The organism is Streptomyces rishiriensis (genome assembly GCF_030815485.1).
Classification (GTDB): Bacteria; Actinomycetota; Actinomycetes; order Streptomycetales; family Streptomycetaceae; genus Streptomyces; species Streptomyces rishiriensis_A.
Genome location: NZ_JAUSWV010000002.1, coordinates 1,555,172 through 1,577,732, shown reverse-complemented (window position 1 = coordinate 1,577,732; position 22,561 = coordinate 1,555,172). Strand labels below are relative to the sequence as shown.

The following is a 22,561-nucleotide window of genomic DNA, read 5'->3' as shown; positions in this document are numbered from 1 at the left end:
TGAACGGCTCCCATCAGAGCTGATCAACTGCGCCGGATCTGCGAGGATGAACGGCGTATCCAGAGTGTGAACAGCAGTGAGGAGAACGCCGTGTCGGGTATGTCGGCGGGCCGGTCAGCCATGCGGATGGGACCCGCTGAGCTGGTGCAGGCGGCGGCCATGGCCCGCCGCTTCTACCTCGAGGGAAAGTCCAAGATCCAGATCGCGGAGGAGTTCGGCGTCAGCCGCTTCAAAGTGGCCCGGGTCCTGGAGACCGCCCTCGAACGGGATCTCGTACGGATCGAGATCCGCGTGCCGGCCGAGCTGGACGCGGAGCGCTCGGACGCGCTCCGCGCCCGCTACGGCCTGAGGCACGCCGTCGTGGTCGAGTCCCCGGCCGAGGCCGAGGAGGCGACGGACCCCGAGAACCTGGGGGAAGTGGCCGCCGACCTGCTCGGCGAACTGGTCGAGGAGGGGGACGTACTGGGACTGGCCTGGGGCCGGTCCACGATCCACATGGCGGCGGCGCTGGACCGGCTGCCGCCGTGCACGGTCGTGCAGCTGACGGGTGTCTACGACGCCGGGACCGCCGAGCGCGGCTCGGTCGAGGCCGTCCGCCGCGCCGCCCAGGTGTCCGGCGGCGACGCGCACCCCATCTACGCGCCGATGCTGCTGCCGGACGAGGCCACCGCGGCCGCGCTGCGTCACCAGACGGGGATCGCCCGCGCCTTCGAGTACTTCGACAAAGTGACGGTCGCCTGTGTCTCCATCGGCTCCTGGGAGCCGGGCATCTCGACGGTGCACGACATGCTCAGCGACGAGGAGCGGGCGCACTACGCCTCGCTCGGGGTCGCCGCCGAGATGTCCGCGCACCTCTTCGACGCCGAGGGCCGCCGGGTCGGGCGGGACCTGGGCGAGCGGTGCATCACCGTCAAGACCGACCAGCTGCGCCGGGTCCCCGAGGTCGTCGCGATCGCGGGCGGGCAGCGCAAGGCGGCCGCGATCGACGCGGTGCTCCGCTCCGGGCTCGTCACCAGCCTGGTGACGGACACGTCGGCGGCCGACTATCTGATGACGGCGGGGCCGGCGCCGAAGCCCGCCCTCGGCCGGGCGGACCCGGACGGGATCTGACCGGCCCTGCAGCAGATCATGAGGGGACGGCCGTGACAGCATCGAACGCGTGCTGCTGCGGTCCGTCCCCCGCTTGCCGGGACGGCCGTCTTTCCCGCGCTCCCTCCTCACCGGCTGCTCGCGGCCTTCGTCGACGGTGCCGGTGGCCGGGTCGGCGTACACCTTCTCGTACGCCTCCCTCGGAGAGCTCCCCGCCCGGGGGGCTGGGTGCGCGGGACCGCGCCCCGGCCACCGCGCAGGCCGCCGAGCCGTCCTGGGCCGGCGGCCCGGCCGCGGTCCGGGAGTCCGCACCGCCCGCAGAGACCCGGCGACCGCTCCGGCCCGTCGACGGCGACGGCCCTTGCCCTACGCCGAGGACGGCGCCGTCTCCGGGAACTTCGAGCGGCTGCTGCCCGCGCACCGGCGCGGTTGCCGCCACGAACACATCGTCGGGACGCCGCGCTCGCGCGACGCGGGGCCCGAAGCGTTGTCACCGGGCGGGGCGGCGGGATCTACTGCACCGACGATCACTACGACACCTTCCGGGTGGTGCTGAGATGACACAGTTCGTGGTCACGCTCGATCTCGACGGGGTGACCGACAAGTCGGCCCTGATGGACCGCTGCGCCGACGCCCTCGGCCTGCCCGACTGGTTCGGACGCAACTGGGACGCCCTCGCCGACAGCCTCACCGACCTTCCGGCCCCGCCCGGGGACGGCGGGCTCCAGATCGTCGTACGGAACTGGCGGCCGTACGCCGAGGCGAGGCCGCAGGAGTGGGTGATCGCGCAGGACGTGTTCGCCCAGGCGGTCGACCGGGTGCCGGCGCTCTCCGTGCTGCTCGCCCTCGGAGGATCCTCCTAAAGCCCCCCCTGAGCTGCTTGGACGTTCTGTCCGGGCATGGCATCGCGGCGGTCGTGGGAGAATGAAGTACGTGCTTCTCCCCCTGGCTGACCTGTCCGGGGGTCACCTCTGATCGACTGGGATGTGCAGCACGTGCGTTTCCTCAACGACATCCAGCCCGCGTACGACCTCACCTACGACGACGTCTTCATGGTGCCGAGCCGCAGCGCGGTCGGGTCGCGTCAGGCTGTCGACCTGGCCGCCCCGGACGGCACGGGCACCACGATCCCGCTGGTCGTCGCCAACATGACCGCCGTGGCCGGTCGCCGGATGGCGGAGACCATGGCCCGCCGCGGTGGGCTGGTGGTGATCCCGCAGGACATTCCGATCGACGTCGTCACCGAGGTCATCACCTGGGTCAAGAGCCGTCACCTGGTGCTGGACACCCCCATCGTGCTCGCCCCGCACCAGACCGTCGCCGACGCCCTGGCCCTGCTGCCCAAGCGCGCGCACAACGCGGGCGTCGTGGTCGACGAGGAGTTCCGCCCGGTCGGTGTCGTCACCGACGCGGACCTGAGCGGGGTGGACCGCTTCACCCAGCTCGAGGTCGTCATGTCCCGCGACCTGCTGCTCCTGGACGCCGGCATCGACCCGCGCGAGGCCTTCAACACCCTCGACGCGGCCAACCGGCGCTACGCCCCCGCCGTCGACCGGGACGGCAAGCTCGCCGGCATCCTCACCCGCAAGGGCGCCCTGCGCGCCACCCTGTACACGCCGGCCGTCGACGCGGCGGGCAGGCTGTGCGTCGCCGCGGCCGTCGGTATCAACGGAGATGTCGCGGGCAAGGCCAAGCAGCTGCTCGACGCGGGCGTGGACACGCTCGTCATCGACACCGCGCACGGCCACCAGGAGTCGATGATCAGCGCGATCCGGACCGTGCGCGCGCTCGACCCGAAGGTTCCGATCGTCGCCGGGAACATCGTCTCCGCCGAGGGTGTCAAGGACCTGATCGACGCGGGCGCCGACATCATCAAGGTCGGGGTCGGACCGGGCGCCATGTGCACCACCCGCATGATGACCGGCGTGGGCCGACCGCAGTTCTCGGCGGTCCTGGAGTGCGCGGCCGAGGCGAAGAAGTACGGCAAGCACGTGTGGGCCGACGGCGGTGTCCGGCACCCGCGCGATGTCGCCATGGCGCTGGCCGCGGGCGCGTCCAACGTGATGATCGGGTCGTGGTTCGCGGGCACCTACGAGTCCCCGGGCGACCTCCAGCAGGACGCGGGCGGGCGCTTGTACAAGGAGTCGTTCGGGATGGCCTCCGCGCGCGCCGTCGCCAACCGCACCTCCGACGAGTCGGCGTACGACCGTGCCCGCAAGGGGCTGTTCGAAGAGGGCATCTCCACCTCCCGCATGTTCCTCGACCCGGCCCGCCCGGGCGTCGAGGACCTGATCGACTCGGTCATCGCGGGTGTCCGCTCCTCCTGCACGTACGCGGGCGCGGGTTCTCTCGAGGAGTTCGCGCAGAAGGCCGTCGTCGGCATCCAGAGCGCGGCCGGCTACGCGGAGGGCAAGCCGCTGCACGCGAGCTGGTAGCTCCGCGGGCCGGCCGGCTCATGGGGCGCGGGTCGCGGTGGTCGCGCGGTTTTCCGCGTCCCTTTCGGGGTGCTTCGGCTCCCGTGCAATGAACAGGCATCCCTGCGCGATAGACGCAACGAACTTGCGTGTGCGCGCAAGGTTGCAGCATTACGAGTGCTACGGCCCTGCTCATAGGGTCGTGCGCTGTACGTAGCGTGGCGGGGACCCCGCTCGGTGGGTTCCTGCTCGCGCAGGTGTGCCGCCGGTCCCCGTCGCCCCGAGAGGCAGCGACGAAGGAGTCAGCGCGTGCTCGATCAAGGCGCACCCCCGCAACAACCGAGCCGGACCGCCCCCGCGTCCCCGGGGCCCGTCGCGCGTCTCATGCGGCGCAAGCCGGTGGAACACCTGGTCGCCGAGGGCGGCCAGGGCGAGGGAGGGTCTCTCAGGCGCTCCCTCGGGCTGTGGCAGCTGACGATGATCAGCATCGGCGCCACCCTCGGCACCGGCATCTTCGTCGTCCTCGGCGAGGCCGTGCCCAAGGCCGGCCCCGCCGTCACACTCTCCTTCGTGATCGCCGGACTCACGGCGCTCTTCTCGGCCCTGTCCTACGCCGAGCTGGCGGGCACCATCCCGGTCGCCGGCTCCTCGTACTCGTATGCGTACGCGACGATGGGCGAACTGATCGCCTGGATCTGCGGCTGGTGTCTGGTCCTGGAGTACGGCGTGTCGGTCGCCGCCGTGGCCGTCGGGTGGGGCGAGTACCTCAACGAACTGCTCGACGGGACGATCGGCGTGACCATCCCGGACGCGCTGTCGGCGCCGCCCGGGGACGGTGGCGTCTTCAACCTGCCGGCCCTCATCGTCGTCGTGCTCGCCATGGCCTTCCTGCTGGGCGGCGCCCGCGAGTCGGCGCGCGCCAACACCGTCATGGTGGCCGTGAAGATCCTCGCCCTCGTGCTGTTCTGCGCCATCGGCGTCCAGGGCTTCCGCTCCGGCAACTACGAGCACTTCATGCCGCTGGGCATGGCGGGCGTCAGCGCGGCCGGCGCGACGCTGTTCTTCTCGTACATCGGCTTCGACGCCGCCTCGACCGCCGGTGAGGAGGCGACGAACGCGCAGCGCGACCTGCCCCGCGCGATCATGCTGTCGCTCGTCATCGTGACGGCGCTGTACGTCCTCGTCGCGGCCGTCGCCGTGGGCGCCAAGCCCTGGCAGCGGTTCGGCGACTCGGAGGCCGCGCTCGCGCAGATCATGCGCGAGGTGACCGGCCAGTCCTTCTGGGGCACCCTTCTCGCCTTCTGCGCCGTCATCGCCATCGCCAGCGTCGTCCTGACCGTGCTGTACGGCCAGACCCGCATCCTGTTCGCGATGTCCCGGGACGGCCTGATGCCCAAGGTGTTCTCCCGCGTCCACCCGAGGACCGGCACGCCCCGCGCGAACACGGTGATCGTGTCGCTGTTCTGCGGTGTGCTGGCCGCCGCGATCCCGCTGGGCCAGCTGGCGGACGCCACCAGCATCGGTACGCTGTTCGCGTTCGGCCTGGTCAACATCGCGGTCGTGGTGCTGCGCCGGACCCGTCCGGACATGCCCCGGACCTTCCGGGTGCCGCTCTCGCCGGTACTGCCGGCCCTGGGTCTCGCGTTCTGCGTCTGGATGATGGGCAGCCTTTCGGCCGTCACCTGGGTGGTCTTCGGAGTCTGGATGGCGGTGGGGCTCGTGTTCTACTTCCTCTACGGCCACCGCCGCTCCCGTCTCGCAGCGCCCGCACCATCTGAGAAGTGATCAACCCACTGTGCTGAACGATCTCGACGAACGCATCGTGCACGCCCTCGCCGAGGACGCCCGCCGCTCCTTCGCGGACATCGGGCAACTGGTCGGCCTGTCCGCACCCGCCGTGAAGCGGCGCGTGGACCGGCTGCGGGCCACCGGGGCCATCACCGGCTTCACCGTACGGGTCGACCCGGCGGCCCTCGGCTGGGAGACCGAGGGATTCGTCGAGATCTACTGCCGGCGCAACACCTCCCCGGAGACCATCCAGCGCGGTCTCGAGCGCTATCAGGAGGTCGTGGCCGCCTCCACCGTCACCGGGGAGGCGGACGCCGTCGCCCAGGTCTTCGCCGCCGACATGCGCCACTTCGAGCGGGTCCTGGAGCGCATCGCGGGGGAGCCGTTCGTGGAACGGACGAAGTCCGTGCTGGTCCTGTCGCCGCTGCTGCGCCGCTTCTCCTCGGGCTCGCCCACCTGATCAGCGGCGTTCCGCCCGGCGACGGACCGACGCCAGCATCCTGCGTACGACGACCCCGTGCCCGCCCGTGCCGACGACGAGCCCGCGGTAGAGGGCGCCGGCCCGGCCGGGAAAGGCGGCCCGGGTCTCGGCGCACAGCCGGGTGCGCCCCGGGCCGGTCTCGGTCAGACGGAAGACCAGGGCGTACGACGAGAAGCGGTGGCCGCCCACGAGGACGAGCTCCCGTCCGGCCAGCGCCTCCGCCACCCGGAAGCCGTGCAGTGTCGCGCCCTCGACGAGGGGGCCGGGCCCCGACGCCGTACGGTCGGTGGCGCCGACGAGACGCGCGTGGCGGGCCGAGCCCGGGCGGGTGAAGGACCGGTCGAGGGTCTCGCCGAGCCCCCTCCAGACGTCTGCGGCGCCGGCCGCCACGACCGTCGTGTGCTCGTCGACCCGCGGCAACGCAGTGCTCTCCATCAGGACCTCCATGACGTCGGACCCGTCCCCCACGGCGACTGTCCCACAGGCCGTGCGACGCAACGGCGGCGGGTCCGCGGTCGACGGTCGTACGTCGGCGTCGCGGTGCCGCGTATTCGCTGGGCAGCGGAGCCGGAACTGTCTACCATCGGTTCCATGACCTGGCGACATTGATCCACGACCGGCCCCGACGTCCGTCGACTGACCGCCACGCTGTACGCGTACGCGTTCCTCGACGAGTTCGTGCTGCTGTACCCCGTGTACGCGCTGCTGTTCGCGGACAGCGGCCTGTCCGTCGGGCAGATCTCCTCGCTGTTCGTCCTGTGGTCGCTGACCGGCGTGCTGCTGGAGGTGCCCTCGGGCGCCTGGGCGGACGCCGTGTCCCGACGGCTGCTGCTGTGGACCGGTCCGCTGCTCGGCGCGGCCGGCTTCGCGCTGTGGGTGCTGTTCCCGTCGTACTGGGCCTTCGCGGCCGGCTTCGTCCTGTGGGGCGCGCGTGGCGCCCTGGGCTCCGGCGCAGTGGAGGCACTGGTCTACGAGGAGCTGGACCGCGTCGGCGCCGCGGACCGGTACGCCCGGCTGACGGGCCGCGCGCACGCGGTGGGCCAGGTGGCCGTGATGACGGCGACGGGCCTGGCCGGACCGGTCTTCGCGGTCGGCGGATACCCGGCCGTCGGTGCGGCCAGCGTGCTGGCGTGTCTGCTCTGCGCCGCGACGGCGTCCCGTTTCCCCGAGCACCGGCGGTCGGCGGCCGACGGCGACAGCTGGGCCGCGACCCTGCGGTCGGGACTGGCCGACGCCCGGCGCGACCGCTCCGTACGCGGCGCCCTGCTGCTGGTCCCGGCGGTGACGGCGGTGTGGGGCGCTCTCGACGAGTACACGCCCCTGCTGGTCAGGCAGGCGGGCGTACCGGAGGCGAACGTTCCGCACCTGCTGGTGCTGATCTGGGCCGGCGTCACCGCCGGAAGCCTCGCGGCCGGACCGGCCGAGCGCCTGGGCCGTCGTGGATTCGCCGCGCTGCTCGCTCTCTCCGCGCTCGCCCTCGCCGTCGGCGCCATCAGCGCCGCTCCGGCCGGCATCGCCCTCGTCGCCCTGGCCTTCGGCGGCTTCCAGTCGGCGACCGTCCTGGCCGACGCCCGGCTCCAGCGGCGCATCGAGGGCACCGGCCGGGCCACCCTCACCTCCGTCGCGAGCCTCGGCACGGAGGTGGTGACCATCGCGGTGTACGGCATGTACGGCGCCCTCGGCTCGACGTTCCCGCACGGCGTCGTGTTCGCGCTGTGTGCGCTGCCGTACCTCGTGACGGCCTCGCTGGTGCGGACGGCGGCCCGGCGGAGGGGCGGATGAGCAGTGGGCGAGGGAGGGGTGGGCGGCAGAGGTGAGGGCGCAACGAATCGCCGCCCGGCGGCCCGCGCACGCAACGTTGCGCTCACCGGCGCGCAACGGCTCCTTCTTGTCCGTCCCGGGTGGACGCCCGTACCGTCTAGATGGCCCCCACAACCACCCTTTCGCCCGGTGAGGATCACGCATGCGCACCGCCCTGCTCCAGAGCTCCGGCCGCCCCGGCTCGGTCGTCGAGAACCTGAAGGTCCTCGACGAGGCCGCGGACCGGGCCGCCGCCGCCGGCGCCGGGCTGCTCGTCGCGCCGGAGATGTTCCTCACCGGGTACGCGATCGGCGACGACATCGCCCGCCTCGCCGAGCCCGCCGACGGGGACTCCGCTGACGCCGTCGCCGAGATCGCCGGCCGGCACGGCCTCGCGATCGCGTACGGCTACCCGGAGCGCGACGGCGAGACGGTCCACAACTCCGCCCAGCTGATCTCCGCCGACGGCAGCCGGCTCGTGAACTACCGCAAGACCCACCTCTTCGGCTGCTTCGAGCGCGACCACTTCCGGCCGGGCGGGCAGCCGGTCGTCCAGGCCCGGCTGAACGGCCTCACCGTCGGCCTCATGATCTGCTACGACGTCGAGTTCCCGGAGAACGTCCGCGCCCACGCCCTCGCCGGCACCGACCTCCTCGTCGTGCCGACCGCGCAGATGCACCCCTTCCAGTTCGTCGCCGAGTCGGTGATCCCGGTGCGCGCCTTCGAGAACCAGATGTACGTGGCGTACGTCAATCGGGTCGGTGTCGAGGGCGAGTTCGAGTTCGTCGGCCTCTCCACGCTGGCCGGTCCGGACGGGGTCGCCCGCACCCGCGCCGGACGCGGTGAGGAGCTGGTGTTCGCCGACGCCGACCCGGTCGCGCTGGCCGCGTCCCGCGAGGCGAACCCGTATCTGAAGGACCGCCGCCCCGGCCTGTACGGGTCCCTGGTCTGAACCCGGCCCGTACCCGCTCCGCATCCGTCGCCCCCGAGCCTCCCCCGAGTCACCACGCGCAAGGAGTCCCCACCCCATGACGTCCACCGTGCCCAACGCCGTCGAGCACGCAGACGAGCAGCAGCCGCCGATCACCATGTTCGGCCCGGACTTCCCTTACGCCTACGACGACTTCCTCGCCCATCCGGCGGGCCTCGGCCAGATACCCGCGACCGAGCACGGCACCGAGGTCGCCGTCATCGGCGGCGGGCTGTCCGGCATCGTGGCCGCGTACGAGCTGATGAAGATGGGCCTCAAGCCGGTCGTCTACGAGGCCGACCGGATCGGCGGACGGCTGCGCACCGTCGGCTTCGACGGCTGCGACCCCTCGCTCACCGCCGAGATGGGCGCGATGCGCTTCCCGCCGTCCTCCACGGCGCTCCAGCACTACATCGACCTGGTCGGACTGCGGACCCAGCCCTTCCCCAACCCGCTCGCGGAGGCGACCCCGTCGACGGTCGTCGACCTCAAGGGCGAGTCGCACTACGCCGAGACGGCCGAGGACCTGCCGCAGGTCTACCGCGATGTCGCGGCCGCCTGGAACAAGTGCCTCGAAGAGGGCGCCGACTTCTCCGACATGAACCAGGCCATGCGCGAGCGCGACGTACCGCGCATCCGCGAGATCTGGGCGAAGCTCGTCGAGAAGCTCGACAACCAGACCTTCTACGGCTTCCTCTGCGACTCCGAGGCCTTCAGGTCCTTCCGGCACCGCGAGATCTTCGGCCAGGTGGGCTTCGGCACCGGCGGCTGGGACACGGACTTCCCGAACTCCATCCTGGAGATCCTGCGCGTCGTGTACACCGAGGCCGACGACCACCACCGCGGCATCGTCGGCGGCTCCCAGCAGTTGCCGCTGCGCCTCTGGGAGCGCGAGCCGGAGAAGATCGTCCACTGGGCGTATGGCACCTCGCTGGCGAACCTGCACGAGGGCGGCGAGCCCCGCCCGGCCGTGACCCGGCTGCACCGCACCGCCGGCAACGGGATCACCGTGACGGACGCGAACGGCGACATCCGCACCTACCGGGCGGCGATCTTCACCGCGCAGTCCTGGATGCTCCTGTCGAAGATCGACTGTGACGACTCGCTCTTCCCGATCGACCACTGGACGGCGATCGAGCGCACCCACTACATGGAGTCCAGCAAGCTGTTCGTGCCGGTCGACCGGCCGTTCTGGCTGGACAAGGCCGTCGACGACCGGGGGAACCCCACCGGACGGGACGTCATGTCGATGACGCTCACCGACCGTATGACGCGCGGCACCTACCTCCTCGACGACGGCCCGGACAAGCCCGCCGTGATCTGCCTCTCGTACACCTGGTGCGACGACAGCCTGAAGTGGCTGCCGCTGTCCGCGAACGAGCGGATGGAGGTCATGCTGAAGTCGCTCGGCGAGATCTATCCGAACGTCGACATCAGGAAGCACATCATCGGCAATCCGGTGACGGTCTCCTGGGAGAACGAGCCGTACTTCATGGGCGCGTTCAAGGCCAACCTGCCCGGCCACTACCGCTACCAGCGGCGCCTGTTCACCCACTTCATGCAGGACCGGCTGCCCGAGGACAAGCGGGGCGTCTTCCTCGCCGGTGACGACATCTCCTGGACCGCGGGCTGGGCCGAGGGTGCCGTGCAGACCGCGCTGAACGCGGTCTGGGGCGTCATGCACCACTTCGGCGGGACGACGGACGCGACCAACCCGGGCCCGGGCGACGTGTACGACGAGATCGCGCCGGTGGAACTCCCGGAGGACTGAGGCCGCGCCGCTCGGGACCGCACCGCGGGAGGTCTCAGAGCACGAGGGCCGGCAGCGGCGTGAGCATCATGCGCCCCGCGAAGCCGACGGCCGTGTCGAGGCGTTCGGTGAACTCCTCGGCCACGTCGGGGAGTCGGCGCAGTGCCCACAGGGCCCGGGCCGCCGTCCAGGTGGCGTCCCGGGCGCGTTCCAGGCTCCAGGAGCCGAGCAGGTGGGTGAGCGGGTCGGCGATCTGCAAGAGGTCGGGGCCCGGCATCAGCTCTTCGCGGACGCGTTCCTCCAGCGAGCCGAGCAGCTCGCCCACACGGTCGAACTCGTCCTCCAGCTCGGCCGGTTCGCAGCCGAGGCTACGACAGGCGTCCACGACGGCGAGCGCGAGGTCGTGCCCGATGTGCGCGTTGATGCCCGCGAGCGCGAACTGCAGCGGGCGTACGCCGGGATGGCGGCGGAACTGGAGCAGCGGCCGCCAGCAGGCCGGTGGCCGCCGGTCGGCCGGCCCGGGGTCCACCGCGTCCAGGTAGCGCTTCGCGAACCGGACGTCCAGCGTGGTGGCGGCCCGCGCGTCCGGGAAACGGCCGGTGTCGATGCGCCGGTCGACCTCCTGGGTCACCGCGAGGTAGACGCCGTTGAAGACCGCGATGCCGTCCCCGGGAGGCAGGGCCGCGTCGAGGGCGCGCATCCGGGCGAGCACGTCGTCGACACTCGTGCGGTCCGTGCGGTCGGTGCCGAGGCCTGGCTCGACGGGAGCGGTGAACTGTTCCGATTGCGGCATGGGGGCAGGGTGACAGTCCTAGGCTGGCCCGCGTGCCGGCGGGCCCGACGCTTCCCCGGATCGGGGGAACGGGCCCGGCGCACGGGAGGGGAACAGCACGGTGCGAGGCGTACGTGAGCGACGGGCCGGACGGCGGAGTGTCATGGTCGGCGCCGCATCGGTGGTGGTGGCCCTGGGCGCCGCGGCCGGGATGCTGACCGCACTCGGCGACGGGGACGACGGCGACGACCCGCGCGGCGCCGACCGGGCCCGCCCGAAGGCGAGCGCGACGCTCCTGGCCCCGTCGACCGCGAGCCCGCCGTCCCCGTCCGGGTCCCCCTCGGCCTCCGCCCCCACGGTGCGGCCGACGCCCTCGCCCGGCCGCACCGCGCGAGAACCCGGGGCGGCCGCCGTGACCACGAGCCTCTACCGGCATCCCGAGTCCCAGGTCCTCGACTGGGTCCGCGCCCATCCGACGGATCCGCGCACCGCCGTCATCGAGTCCCGGATCGCGAGCCGGCCGGCGGCCGTGTGGTTCACCGAGTACGCCCCCGCCACCCTCGCCTCACGGGTCCGCGCGGTCACGGCGGGCGCCGCCGGTCAGGGCCGGGCGCCCGTTCTCGTGGCGTACGCGATCCCGGACCGCGACTGCGGCGGCGCCTCCGAGGGCGGGGCGCCCGACCTCGACGCCTACGCGGGCTGGATCGACGCTTTCGCCGCCGGTCTCGGCTCCGGCGAGGTCGTGATCGTCCTGGAGCCCGACTCGATAGCCCAGACCGACTGCCTCGACGCGGCCGGGCGGGCCGACCGGCTCGCCGCGCTGGCCCGCGCGGGACGCGTGCTGAAGGCGGCGAACCCGAAGGCGCGGGTCTACTACGACGCCGGACACTCCGGCTGGAACGCCCCGGCCGAGCAGGCCGCGCTGCTGCGACAGGCCGGCGCCGCCTCGGCCGCGTCCTCCGACGGCATCTTCAGCAACGTCTCCAACTTCCACCGCACGGCCGACGAGGCCGCCTACGACCGCAGGGTCCTGGACGCTTTGGGCGGCCCGCCCGGACTCGGCGCCGTCATCGACACCAGCCGTAACGGCAACGGCGCGCCTTTTGGCGGTGAGTGGTGCGACCCGGACGGGCGGAGCATCGGACAGGCCCCCACCTTCCGGACCGGGCAGGCCCGGATCGACGCCTATCTGTGGGTGAAACTGCCGGGGGAGTCGGACGGCTGCAAGGGCGCGGCCGGTGAGTTCAGCCCGTCGTACGCCTACGAGCTGGCCTCGTCGTAGCTGCTGGTCCCCTCGTCCAGCAGGGGCCGCGCCTCCTTGAGATGGGCGGGCGCGAACGCGCGCAGCGCGTGGTAGCCGGTGATGACGACGACCGTGCCGAGCGCGATGCCGCTCAGCGAGAAGGTGTCGGTGAACTCCAGACCGACGTTGCCGACGCCGATGATGATGCCCGCCGCGGCCGGCACCAGGTTCAGCGGGTTGCGCAGGTCGACCCCGGCGGTGATCCAGATCTGCGCGCCGAGCAGGCCGATCATGCCGTAGAGGATGACGGTGATCCCGCCGAGCACCCCGCCGGGGATCGCGGCGACGACCGCGCCGAACTTCGGGCACAGGCCGAAGAGGAGGGCGAACCCGGCGGCGGCCCAGTAGGCGGCTGTCGAGTACACCCGGGTGGCGGCCATCACGCCGATGTTCTCGGAGTACGTGGTGTTGGGCGGACCGCCCACCGCCGTGGACAGCATCGAGCCGACGCCGTCGGCGGAGATCGCCGTGCCGAGCCGGTCGTCCAGGTCGTCGCCGGTCATCTCGCCGACCGCCTTGACGTGCCCCGCGTTCTCCGCGACCAGTGCGATGACGACCGGGAGCGCCACGAGGATCGCCGACCACTCGAAGGACGGGCCGTGGAACGACGGCAGTCCGATCCAGTCCGCGTGAGCGACGGCGGACAGGTCGAGCCGCCAGTGGTCGGTGACCTTGCCGCTCGCGTCGGCGGAGTGGATCCGGCCGAAGATCCGGTCGAACGCCCACGAGACGCCGTAGCCGAAGACGAGGCCGAGGAAGATCGCGATACGGGACCAGAATCCGCGCAGGCAGACCACCGCCATCGCGGTGAACGCCATGACCAGCAGGGCCGTCCACTGGTCCTGCGGCCAGTAGGTGGTCGCGGTGACCGGGGCGAGGTTGAAGCCGATGAGCATCACGACCGCGCCCGTCACCATCGGCGGCATCGCGGCGTGGATGATCCGCGCCCCGAACCGCTGCACGGCCAGTCCGACGAGGAACAGCGCGACCCCGACGACGAACACCGCGCCGGTGACCGTGGCGCTCGTCCCGCCCTGTGCCCGGATGACCGCGGCCACGCCCACGAAGGACAGCGAGCACCCGAGGTAGCTGGGCACCCGGCCGCGGGTCGCGAGCAGGAAGATCACGGTCGCGACGCCGGACATCATGATGGCGAGGTTGGGGTCGAGGCCCATGAGCACGGGTGCGACGAAGGATGCCCCGAACATCGCCACCACGTGCTGGGCGCCGAGCCCCACCGTGCGGGGCCAGGAGAGCCGCTCGTCGGGACGGACCACCGCGCCGGGCGCCGGGGTGCGTCCGTCGCCGTGCAGTTTCCAGCGGACGCCAAGATCCATGGTGCGGATTCGCTTTCCTCGTGCGGATGTCCGGACCATTCTCACGTGAAACCGGAGGGTGAGCGACCGCTTAGGCACCCCGTACGATGAGGGTGGTTTCCCCGTACACGCACCTCATCCCTGCACAGGAGCCCCAGCCGTGACCACCGAAGCCCCGATCGCCCCCGCTGTGTCGTACGGCCGGCTCATGCCCGTCACCGTCCACTTCGACGATCTGGACGCGCTGGGCATGCTGCACAACGCCCGCTACCCGCTGCTCGTCGAGCGGGCCTGGACCGAGTTCTGGCAGGTCCACGGGGTCCGCTTCGAGGGCGACTGGGCCGGCGCCGGGGATGCGTGCAACGTCGTCAAGGAGCTGCTGATCGGTTACGAGGCCCCGGTCACCCGTACCGGTTCGTACGCCGTCCACCTCTGGCTGGACCGGCTCGGGACCACGGGGCTCACGTACGGTTTCCGGTTCTGCTCGGCCGACGGAGCCACGACGTACGCGCGGGGCGCCCGCGTCCTGGTGCGGATCGACGCGGCCACCCTGCGTCCCACGCCGTGGAGCGATGCCTTCAGGGCCGGGGCTCGGGCACTGGTGCGGCCTGCGGACTGACCTTCGCGCCGATCCGTTCGCCGCCCCGCAGGACACCCGCGAACAGCACGAGCCCGAACGCCAGCACCGTCACCACGCCGAACGACACGACGAGGCTGGTCGCCTGCGCCACCCCGCCGAGCAGGCTCGGGGCGATCAGGCCGGAGGTGTAGGTGATCGTCGCGACGCCCGCGATGGCCTGGCTGGGGTTCGGTCCGCTGTGGCCGGCCGCCGCGAAACAGAGCGGCACGACGACCGCGATGCCCAGCCCCATCAGCCCGAACCCGCCCATCGCCACCGCCGGGTGGCCCGCGAAGACGATCAGCAGGCCGCCCAGCGCGGCGAGGACGCCCCCCGCCCGGACGGTGAGCACCGCGCCGAACCGGTTCACCACCACGTCGCCCGCGATCCGGGCCACCGCCATCGTGAACATGAAGCCGGTCGTACAGGCCGCCGCCGCCCCGGCCGACGAGTCGAGCTGGTTGCGCAGGTAGACGGCCGACCAGTCCAGGCTCGCGCCCTCCGCGAACACCGCGCAGAAGCCGACCGCGCCGATCAGCAGCGCCGAGCGGGGCGGCAGCGCGAACCGCGGGGGCGGCTCCTCGTCCTCGGCGGGCCGCAGATCCAGCACCCACCGGCAGGCCAGCAGACCGAGCAGGGTGAGGACGGCCGCCGCCAGCACGTGGTGCACGCGCGCGTCCGCGCCCAGGTGCGCGGCGAGCGTCCCGCCGGCCGAGCCGATCAGGGCGCCCGCGCTCCACATGCCGTGCAGCCCCGACATGATCGACTTGTCGAGCAGCCGCTCCACCTCGACGCCCAGGGCGTTCATCGCGACGTCGGCCATGCCCGCGCTCGCGCCGTACGCGAACATCGCCAGGCAGAGCGTCAGCAGGTTCGGGGCGATGGCGGGCAGCGTCAGCGACAGCGTCCACAGCGCGAGCAGTCCGCGCAGGGCCGCGCGGCTGCCGAAGCGATGGGTGATCGAGCCGGCCAGCGGCATCGCGCAGGCCGCGCCGAACGCCGTGAAGGCGAGCGCGAACCCGAGCTGTCCGGTGGACACGTCGGCGTGGTCCTGGATCCAGGGCACCCGGGTGGCGAACGAACCGGTGACCGCGCCGTGCACGGCGAAGACGGCCGCCACGGCGTACCGCGCGCGCCGGACCTCCGACGGTGCGTGGATCACTTCGTCCACTCCGCTCATTCTCCCGTCCCTTCCGGATCCGCGCCGCGTCGTCGCGATGCCGTCGTAAACTATCAGGAACCCTGCCTGATAAATAGAGGCCGACGGTCGGCGGCCACCCGACCGGGCCCCTCGGCCATGGGAGGATTCCCGCCATGCCCGCATCCCCGAGCACCGCCCGGGCCATCAACGACCGGCTCGCCCTCCGGCTGCTCCAGCACGAAGGCCCATTGACGGCAGGGCAGTTGAAGCAGCTGACCGGCCTGTCCCGCCCTTCGGTGGCCGACCTCGTCGAACGCCTCACCGCCTCCGGTCTGATCGAGGTGGTCGGTGAGGCGGGAGAGCAGCGCCGCGGGCCGAACGCCAAGCTCTACGGAATCGTCGCCGACCGCGCCCTGCTGGCCGCCCTGGACGTCCGCACGGAGGGGGTCACGGTGCTCGTCTCGGACCTCGTCGGCCGGGTGCTCGCCGAGGCGTCCGTGCCGATCGGCGGCGACACGGGCACCGGCACGGCCGTGGAACAGGCGGTCTCGCTGGTCGAACGCGCGGTGAAGGAGGCCGAGGTCACGGGGAAGCCCTCGCACGGGGGCCGCCGGGCGTGGGGACGGCTGCACACCCTCGGCATCGGCGCGCCCGGGCTGATCGACCCCGCCAGCGGCGAACTGCGCGACTCCAGCGGCCTGCCCGCATGGCACCGCCGCCTGGTGGCCGCGCTGCAGGAGCGCTTCCCGGACGCTCACGCGCACGTCGAGAACGAGACCAATCTCGCCGCCCTGGCCGAGCAGCGTGAGGGTGCCGCACGGGACCGTGACACCTTCGTCCTGCTGTGGCTGGGCCACGGCACCGGCGCGGCGGTCGTCCTCGACGGCGCACTGCGCCGCGGCGCCTCCGGCGGCACCGGCGAGATCGGCTTCCTGCCGGTCCCCGGAACGAACGGCCTGCCCTCGGCGACGGACTGCGAGGGCGGCTTCCACTCGCTGGCCGGCTCGGCGGCGGTCGCCGCGCTGGCGGGGGAGTACGGGCTGACGGCGCACGCGCGTTCCGGCGAGCCGGTGGCGGCGGCGCTGGTGCGGGCGGCGGTGGACGCGCCGGACGCGGGTGCCGCCGCCGGTTTCCTCGACGCCCTGGCCGACCGTCTCGCCCTGGGCGCGGCGTCCGTCGTCGCCGTCCTCGACCCCGGCTGTGTGGTCCTCGGCGGGGAGGTCGGACAGGCCGGCGGGGAGGCGCTCGCGAGCCGGGTGGCACGGCGGCTCCGGCGGATGGCGCCGCTGCCCACGGAGGTGCGCGCCGGCCTCCTGGGAGGCGGCGCGGTGCTGCGCGGGGCGCTGCTGACGGCCCGCGACGCCGCCCAGGAGGAGCTCTTCGCGACGGCGGCGCACAGGGCCGAGGCGCCGCAGGGCGTGCCCGCGACCTAGCGGCGGATGCGCGTCGCCAGGTAGTCCTCGAAGGTGCCCTTGCCCACCGCGTGCTCCGGTGCCAGGTGACCGCCCTCGCGAAAGCCCCGGTAGGCCGCGCCCCACAGCGGCACGTTGACCACCGCGCACCGCCGGCCGCTCGCCTTGAGGAACGCGCGGGCCAGCGACTCGAAGGTGCGGACCTCGGGCCCGCCCAGGTCGTCGACCCGGCCGGCCGGCCCGCCCGCGGCCAGCTTCGCGAGCCGGTCCGCGACCTCCGCGACCTCCACCGGCTGGTCGCTCACCCCGGCGGGCAGCACCATCACGGGTACCTTGGCGAGCCCCTGGAACAGCTGGACCAGCAGGTCGTGGAACTGGGTCGCGCGCAGCACCGTCCAACCGAGCCCCGACTCCTCCAGCAGCTTCTCCACACCGAGCTTGGCCTTGTAGTAGCCGAAGGGCACCCGGTCGACGCCGACGATCGAGATGTAGAGCAGGTGGGGTACCCCCGCCTGCCGCGCCGCGGCGATCAGGTTCGCGGCCGCCCGCTCGTCGCCCCCGCGCGGAGTGGTCGCACAGTGCACGATCGTGTCCACGCCCGCGACTGCCGCGTCCAGTCCGGGCCCGCCCTCGCGCAGGTCGACGGCGTACGGCTGGGTGTGCCGGCTCAGTACCCGTACCTCGTGCCCGTCCGCCCGCAGCCGTTCGGTGACGAGCCGGCCGAGAGTTCCCGTACCGCCGGTCACGAGGATCGTGGTCATACCGTTCAGCCCCTTCGGAAACCGGGCGCTCCCGACCGGAACGTCCTCCGACGGTCAAGCTTGTCCGGGTTGGCCGGGGCTCGCACGTCCCGCAGCTCACCCGGGGTCCGCCTGCGGGATCGCGCGGCGGTCGACCCGAGCGAAGGGACCCGACGGCGGGCAAGGGCCGTCGTCACCGCCGCCGGGCCGCACTCCGCCGACCCTAGAAAGGACTAGACCAGTACGTCAATAGGTATGGACCAATCCCGGGTGGGGCGGGGTCCGCCACGAACCGGGCAGGGCGCAACCCGAATTGACGACCTGTGAGCCACCCCACATCTTTCACCTGTATGGACGTGTACCCGGCGTGGCACACTGGCCCTGTAAACCAAAGCAGCGCACTCCGGGGTCGGTGAAAGTCCGAACCGGCGGTTACAGTCCGCGACCCGGTCGCTTCCAGTGACCGGTTGACCAGGTGGAATTCCTGGACCGACGGTTAAAGTCCGGATGGGAGGCAGTGCGCGGCGGGCGGGCATTCGTGCGCGCCGCCGTATCGGTACTCGTCCGCGGACGAGTCTGTCCGGCGTCGCCCCCGGTGCCGTTGCCCGTACCTGCTGTCGTCATCGACAGGCCCCGGAGTCCGTGCCCGAAGAGGCAGGAGGACCCGGGAAGTGTTCACCGGAATCGTCGAAGAGCTGGGTGAGGTCACCGCCGTCGAGAATCTCGGCGACGCCTCCCGCTTCCGGCTGCGCGGCCCCGTCGTGACCGACGGCGCGAAGCACGGCGACTCCATCGCCGTGAACGGGGTCTGTCTCACCGTCGTCGAGCACGAAGGCGACGAGTTCACCGCCGACGTCATGGCGGAGACCCTGAACCGCTCCGCCCTCGGGGCACTCGGCGTAGGCTCCCGCGTCAACCTCGAACGCCCCACCGCCGTCGGCGACCGCCTCGGCGGGCACATCGTGCAGGGCCATGTCGACGGCACCGGCGCGGTGTTGGAGCGCAAGCCCTCCGAGAACTGGGAGATCGTCAAGGTCTCCCTCCCCGCCGACCTCGCCCGGTACGTCGTGGAGAAGGGCTCCATCACCGTCGACGGCATCAGCCTCACGGTCGTCGAGGCCGGTCCCGACTTCTTCACCGTCAGCCTCATCCCCACCACCCTCGCCCTGACCACGCTCGGCCTCAAGCAGCCCGGCGACCCGGTCAACCTCGAGGTGGACATCGTCGCCAAGTACGTCGAGCGCCTGCTGGCCACCACCCGGGGAGCGGCACAGTGAACGCGCTGAACTCCGAGGCCTTCACCCTCCTCGACCAGCACATCCTCTGGTCGGACATGATCGGCAACATTCTCGGTCTGATCACCCTGGCCCTCGGCTGGCGCCGCTCGCTGTGGACCTGGCCGGTGCAGTTCCTCTCCGGACTCGTCCTCTTCGGCGCCTTCTTCGGCCATCTGACCGGCAGCGCCGGCAAGCAGGTCGTGGTGATGGTCGTCGCCCTGTACGGCTGGTGGCAGTGGAACCGCAGCAGGGGGCGGTCCGAGGACGGCCAGATCACGCCCCGCTTCGCGACCTGGCGCGAGCGCGCGGCCATGGCAGGCGCCGCGGCCGTCGGCACGGTCGCCGTGGCCCTGCTGTTCAAGGCCTACCCGTCCCTGTCCTGGGATCCCTGGCCGGACGCCTACATCTTCGTCGGCACGATCGTCGCCATGTACGCCCAGGCGCGCGGCATGGTCGAGTTCTGGTTCGCCTGGCTCCTCGTCGACGTCGTCGGCGTCCCCCTCAACTTCGCCAACGGCTACGCCTTCTCCGGCTTCGTCTACGTGATCTACGGCGCGCTCGTCCTGTGGGGCATGCGCGACTGGTGGCTGCGCTCCCGCAAGGCCTCGCAACCCGCTCTGGAAGGAGCGCCGGCATGAGCACCGCACCGATCCTCTACAGCACGGACGGCATCGAGGACTTCGCGCTGGACCCCGTCGAGCGGGCCATCGCCGACATCGCCGCCGGCCGCCCCGTGGTGGTCGTCGACGACGAGGACCGCGAGAACGAGGGAGACCTCGTGATCGCCGCGGAGAAGGCCACCCCCGAGATCGTCGCCTTCATGATGAGCGAGTGCCGCGGCCTGATCTGCGCCCCCATGGAGGGCGACGAGCTGGAGCGCCTGAAGCTCCCGCAGATGGTCGAGGACAACACCGAGTCGATGAAGACCGCGTTCACGGTCTCCGTCGACGCCTCCGCCGCGCACGGCGTGACCACCGGCATCTCCGCGGCCGACCGGGCCACCACCCTGCGGCTCCTGGCGAGCGGCGCCACCGAGGCGACGGACTTCGTCCGCCCGGGGCACATCTTCCCGCTGCGCGCCAAGCCCGGCGGTGTGCTGACCCGCGACGGCCACACCGAAGCGGCCGTCGACCTCGCCCGTCTCGCGGGGCTGCGCCCGGCCGGCGCCATCGTGGAGATCGCCGGCGAGGACGGCCGGATGCTCCGCCTGCCCGAACTGATCCCGTTCGCCCGCAAGCACGGCCTGACGATCATCTCCATCGAGGACCTGATCGCCTACCGCCGCAGCGCCGAGCCCACCGTCCGCCGTGAGGCGCAGACCCGGCTGCCCACCGTCCACGGCGCCTTCACCGCGTACGGCTACCGCTCCACCGTCGACGGGGTCGAGCACGTCGCCCTCGTCCACGGCGAGATCGGCGACGGCGCGGACGTCCTCGTCCGGGTGCACTCCGAGTGCCTCACCGGCGACATCTTCTCCTCCCAGCGCTGCGACTGCGGCCCCCAGCTGGACGCCTCCCTGGAGCGCATCCAGAGCGAGGGCCGGGGAGTGGTGGTCTATCTGCGCGGACACGAGGGCCGGGGCATCGGTCTGCTGTCCAAGCTGCGGGCCTACGAGCTCCAGGAGCAGGGGCACGACACCCTCGACGCCAACCTGGAGCTGGGCCTGCCCGCCGACGCCCGTGACTACGCGGCCGGCGCGCAGATCCTCGAGGACCTCGGCGTGCGCAGTGTGCGCCTGATGACCAACAACCCCGAGAAGACCGACGCGCTCGTCCGGCACGGCATCGAGGTCACCCGGCGCGAGCCGATGCCCGTGCAGGCGGGCGAGCACAACATCCGCTATCTGCGCACCAAGCGGGACCGGATGGGACACGACCTGCCCTGGCTGGACACGGCCCCCGTGTCCCCCTGCGGCAACCAGTAGACGCACGACGCACGACGCAAGTCGGCACGGCACGAGAGGCAAGAGGAGAGACGTGAGCGGCAAGGGCGCACCGGAACTGTCCGTACGCAATGTGGGTGACCTGAGGGTCGCCGTCATCGCGGCGCAGTGGCACGAGAAGGTGATGGACGGACTGGTCGACGGCGCGCTGCGCGCCCTGCACGACCTCGGCATCGACGAGCCGACCCTGCTGAGGGTCCCCGGCAGCTGGGAGCTCCCGGTCGTCGCCAAGGTGCTGGCCGGTCGGGGCTACGACGCGATCGTCGCCCTCGGCGTCGTCATCCGCGGCGGCACCCCGCACTTCGAGTACGTGTGCCAGGGCGTCACCCAGGGGCTCACCCAGGTCTCCGTCGAGACCGGCGTGCCCGTCGGCATGGGCGTCCTCACCTGCGACACCGAGGAGCAGGCCCTGGACCGGGCCGGCCTCGAGGGCTCCAACGAGGACAAGGGGCACGAGGCGGTGACGGCGGCGGTGGCGACCGCGGCCACCCTCCGCTCAGTATCCGAACCCTGGCGGTAGGCAGGCAGGCGCAACGGCTAGGGTGGGATCACCATGTCCAAGAAGACGTTCGAGGAGCTCTTCACCGAGCTCCAGCAGAAGGCCGCCAGCGGCGACCCCGCCACTTCCCGCACCGCAGAACTGGTCGGGAAGGGCGTCCATGCCATCGGCAAGAAGGTCGTCGAAGAGGCCGCCGAGGTCTGGATGGCGGCCGAGTACGAAGGCAAGGAGGCAGCCGCGGAGGAGATCTCGCAGCTGCTCTACCACGTCCAGGTGATGATGGTCGCCCGCGGAATCTCGCTGGACGACGTGTACGCCCACCTGTAAACACTTTCCAGACACACCGCACACATCCGCCCCGATCGTCACGTTCCACGCGAAGGAAGCCGACCTCATGCTGCGCATCGCCGTCCCCAACAAGGGTTCCCTGTCAGGCCCCGCGGGGGAGATGCTGCATGAGGCCGGCTACCAGCAGCGCCGTGAGTCCAAGGAGCTGCGGATCGTCGACCCGGTCAACGACGTCGAGTTCTTCTACCTCCGCCCCCGGGACATCGCGATCTACGTCTCCTCCGGGCGGCTCGACATCGGCATCACCGGCCGGGACCTGCTGATCGACTCCGGCGCCAACGCCGAGGAGATCCTCCCGCTCGGCTTCGCCCGCTCCACCTTCCGCTTCGCCACCAAGCCGGGCACGGCCGACGGCATCGAGGATCTCCGGGGCCGGACGGTCGCCACCTCCTACGAGGGCATCGTCGCCAAGCACCTGGCCGAGCAGGGCGTCGACGCCTCCGTCGTCCACCTGGACGGCGCCGTCGAGACCGCGATCGAACTGGGTGTCGCCGAGGTCATCGCCGACGTCGTCGAGACCGGTACCTCCCTGCGCAACGCGGGCCTCGAGGTCTTCGGCGAGCCCATCATGAAGTCCGAGGCCATCGTCATCCGCCGCACCGGCGCGGACGTCGAGGAGCCCAAGGTGCAGCAGTTCCTGCGCCGCCTCCAGGGCGTCCTGGTCGCCCGGACGTACGTGATGATGGACTACGACTGCCGGGTCGAGCAGCTCGAGAAGGCCGTCGCGCTGACCCCGGGTCTGGAGTCGCCGACCGTCTCCCCGCTGCACAACGAGGGCTGGGTCGCCGTTCGGGCCATGGTTCCGTCCAAGGAGGCCCAGCGGATCATGGACGACCTCTACGACATCGGCGCCCGCGCCATCCTGACCACGGCCATCCACGCCTGCCGCCTCTGACCTCA

General features: G+C 71.9%; 22 protein-coding genes and 1 riboswitch. Of the genes, 17 read left to right on the top strand and 5 right to left on the bottom strand.

Annotated features, from left to right (window positions below; genetic code table 11):
• Window positions 1–66: 66 nt before the first annotated feature.
• From QF030_RS09415 to QF030_RS09395, 5 genes are all read left to right on the top strand, one after another.
• The gene (locus tag QF030_RS09415; protein ID WP_307162201.1) at window positions 67–1,110 is read left to right on the top strand and encodes a sugar-binding transcriptional regulator; all 1,044 of its coding nucleotides are present in this window, start codon (window positions 67–69) and stop codon (window positions 1,108–1,110) included.
• Between the two features lie 536 nt (window positions 1,111–1,646).
• Window positions 1,647–1,952, top strand: a complete 306-nt coding sequence (locus QF030_RS09410; RefSeq protein WP_307162200.1) for a barstar family protein — start codon at window positions 1,647–1,649, stop codon at window positions 1,950–1,952.
• A 123-nt stretch (window positions 1,953–2,075) separates the two neighbouring features.
• The gene (locus QF030_RS09405; RefSeq protein ID WP_307162199.1) at window positions 2,076–3,524 is read left to right on the top strand and encodes a GuaB1 family IMP dehydrogenase-related protein; all 1,449 of its coding nucleotides are present in this window, start codon (window positions 2,076–2,078) and stop codon (window positions 3,522–3,524) included.
• Window positions 3,525–3,812: 288 nt separating this feature from the next.
• Window positions 3,813–5,288 (top strand): amino acid permease, encoded by a 1,476-nt coding sequence (locus QF030_RS09400; protein ID WP_307162198.1) that lies wholly within the window; start codon window positions 3,813–3,815, stop codon window positions 5,286–5,288.
• Window positions 5,289–5,298: 10 nt separating this feature from the next.
• Window positions 5,299–5,751: an Lrp/AsnC family transcriptional regulator gene (locus QF030_RS09395; RefSeq protein WP_307162197.1), complete on the top strand. Its 453-nt coding sequence runs from the start codon at window positions 5,299–5,301 to the stop codon at window positions 5,749–5,751.
• Here QF030_RS09395 and QF030_RS09390 read toward each other — a convergent pair whose 3' ends face one another.
• On the bottom strand, window positions 5,752–6,207 hold the full coding sequence (locus tag QF030_RS09390; RefSeq protein ID WP_307162196.1) for a hypothetical protein: 456 nt from the start codon (window positions 6,205–6,207) through the stop codon (window positions 5,752–5,754).
• Window positions 6,208–6,450: 243 nt separating this feature from the next.
• On the opposite strand from QF030_RS09390, the gene QF030_RS09385 reads away from it, so the two are divergent.
• The 3 genes from QF030_RS09385 to QF030_RS09375 all read left to right on the top strand — a co-directional run bounded on the left by QF030_RS09385 (window position 6,451) and on the right by QF030_RS09375 (window position 10,313).
• The gene (locus QF030_RS09385; RefSeq protein ID WP_307162195.1) at window positions 6,451–7,554 is read left to right on the top strand and encodes an MFS transporter; all 1,104 of its coding nucleotides are present in this window, start codon (window positions 6,451–6,453) and stop codon (window positions 7,552–7,554) included.
• Between the two features lie 181 nt (window positions 7,555–7,735).
• Window positions 7,736–8,524 (top strand): carbon-nitrogen hydrolase family protein, encoded by a 789-nt coding sequence (locus QF030_RS09380; RefSeq protein WP_307162194.1) that lies wholly within the window; start codon window positions 7,736–7,738, stop codon window positions 8,522–8,524.
• A gap of 76 nt (window positions 8,525–8,600) precedes the next feature.
• Window positions 8,601–10,313: a flavin monoamine oxidase family protein gene (locus tag QF030_RS09375; protein WP_307162193.1), complete on the top strand. Its 1,713-nt coding sequence runs from the start codon at window positions 8,601–8,603 to the stop codon at window positions 10,311–10,313.
• A gap of 34 nt (window positions 10,314–10,347) precedes the next feature.
• Here QF030_RS09375 and QF030_RS09370 read toward each other — a convergent pair whose 3' ends face one another.
• Window positions 10,348–11,085, bottom strand: a complete 738-nt coding sequence (locus QF030_RS09370) for a DUF5995 family protein (protein WP_307162192.1) — start codon at window positions 11,083–11,085, stop codon at window positions 10,348–10,350.
• A 142-nt stretch (window positions 11,086–11,227) separates the two neighbouring features.
• Between QF030_RS09370 and QF030_RS09365 the strand changes: the two genes are divergently transcribed.
• Entirely contained in the window at window positions 11,228–12,346 is a 1,119-nt protein-coding gene (locus QF030_RS09365) for a glycoside hydrolase family 6 protein (RefSeq protein ID WP_307162191.1), read from the top strand.
• Here the strand turns inward: QF030_RS09365 and QF030_RS09360 are convergent.
• On the bottom strand, window positions 12,325–13,704 hold the full coding sequence (locus QF030_RS09360; protein WP_307162190.1) for a uracil-xanthine permease family protein: 1,380 nt from the start codon (window positions 13,702–13,704) through the stop codon (window positions 12,325–12,327). The two genes, QF030_RS09365 and QF030_RS09360, sit on opposite strands and share 22 nt — an antisense overlap.
• A 139-nt stretch (window positions 13,705–13,843) precedes the next feature.
• Here QF030_RS09360 and QF030_RS09355 point away from each other — a divergent pair, with 139 nt between their 5' ends.
• Window positions 13,844–14,302 (top strand): acyl-CoA thioesterase, encoded by a 459-nt coding sequence (locus QF030_RS09355; RefSeq protein WP_307162189.1) that lies wholly within the window; start codon window positions 13,844–13,846, stop codon window positions 14,300–14,302.
• On the opposite strand, the gene QF030_RS09350 is transcribed toward QF030_RS09355, so the two are convergent.
• On the bottom strand, window positions 14,262–15,482 hold the full coding sequence (locus QF030_RS09350) for an MFS transporter (protein ID WP_307162188.1): 1,221 nt from the start codon (window positions 15,480–15,482) through the stop codon (window positions 14,262–14,264). The genes QF030_RS09355 and QF030_RS09350 overlap by 41 nt on opposite strands.
• Before the next feature lie 134 nt (window positions 15,483–15,616).
• On the opposite strand from QF030_RS09350, the gene QF030_RS09345 reads away from it, so the two are divergent.
• The gene (locus QF030_RS09345; protein ID WP_307162187.1) at window positions 15,617–16,876 is read left to right on the top strand and encodes an ROK family transcriptional regulator; all 1,260 of its coding nucleotides are present in this window, start codon (window positions 15,617–15,619) and stop codon (window positions 16,874–16,876) included.
• Here QF030_RS09345 and QF030_RS09340 read toward each other — a convergent pair.
• Window positions 16,873–17,616, bottom strand: coding sequence for an SDR family oxidoreductase (locus QF030_RS09340; protein WP_307162186.1), 744 nt, complete (start codon window positions 17,614–17,616; stop codon window positions 16,873–16,875). The genes QF030_RS09345 and QF030_RS09340 overlap by 4 nt on opposite strands.
• A 373-nt stretch (window positions 17,617–17,989) precedes the next feature.
• Window positions 17,990–18,120, top strand: a riboswitch (FMN riboswitch).
• A 146-nt stretch (window positions 18,121–18,266) separates the two neighbouring features.
• On the opposite strand from QF030_RS09340, the gene QF030_RS09335 reads away from it, so the two are divergent.
• From QF030_RS09335 to hisG, 6 genes are all read left to right on the top strand, one after another.
• Window positions 18,267–18,872, top strand: a complete 606-nt coding sequence (locus tag QF030_RS09335; RefSeq protein WP_307162185.1) for a riboflavin synthase — start codon at window positions 18,267–18,269, stop codon at window positions 18,870–18,872.
• Complete coding sequence (gene pnuC / locus QF030_RS09330) at window positions 18,869–19,510, top strand: nicotinamide riboside transporter PnuC (protein ID WP_307162184.1); 642 nt, start codon at window positions 18,869–18,871, stop codon at window positions 19,508–19,510. The genes QF030_RS09335 and pnuC overlap by 4 nt, the downstream gene beginning before the upstream one ends.
• Window positions 19,507–20,796 (top strand): bifunctional 3,4-dihydroxy-2-butanone-4-phosphate synthase/GTP cyclohydrolase II, encoded by a 1,290-nt coding sequence (locus QF030_RS09325; RefSeq protein ID WP_307162183.1) that lies wholly within the window; start codon window positions 19,507–19,509, stop codon window positions 20,794–20,796. Before pnuC ends, QF030_RS09325 begins: the two co-directional genes overlap by 4 nt.
• A gap of 52 nt (window positions 20,797–20,848) precedes the next feature.
• Entirely contained in the window at window positions 20,849–21,334 is a 486-nt protein-coding gene (ribH, locus tag QF030_RS09320; protein WP_020128903.1) for a 6,7-dimethyl-8-ribityllumazine synthase, read from the top strand.
• A 33-nt stretch (window positions 21,335–21,367) separates the two neighbouring features.
• Window positions 21,368–21,640, top strand: coding sequence for a phosphoribosyl-ATP diphosphatase (locus QF030_RS09315; protein ID WP_054239553.1), 273 nt, complete (start codon window positions 21,368–21,370; stop codon window positions 21,638–21,640).
• Between the two features lie 67 nt (window positions 21,641–21,707).
• Window positions 21,708–22,556, top strand: coding sequence for an ATP phosphoribosyltransferase (gene hisG / locus QF030_RS09310; protein ID WP_307162182.1), 849 nt, complete (start codon window positions 21,708–21,710; stop codon window positions 22,554–22,556).
• Window positions 22,557–22,561: the final 5 nt, after the last annotated feature.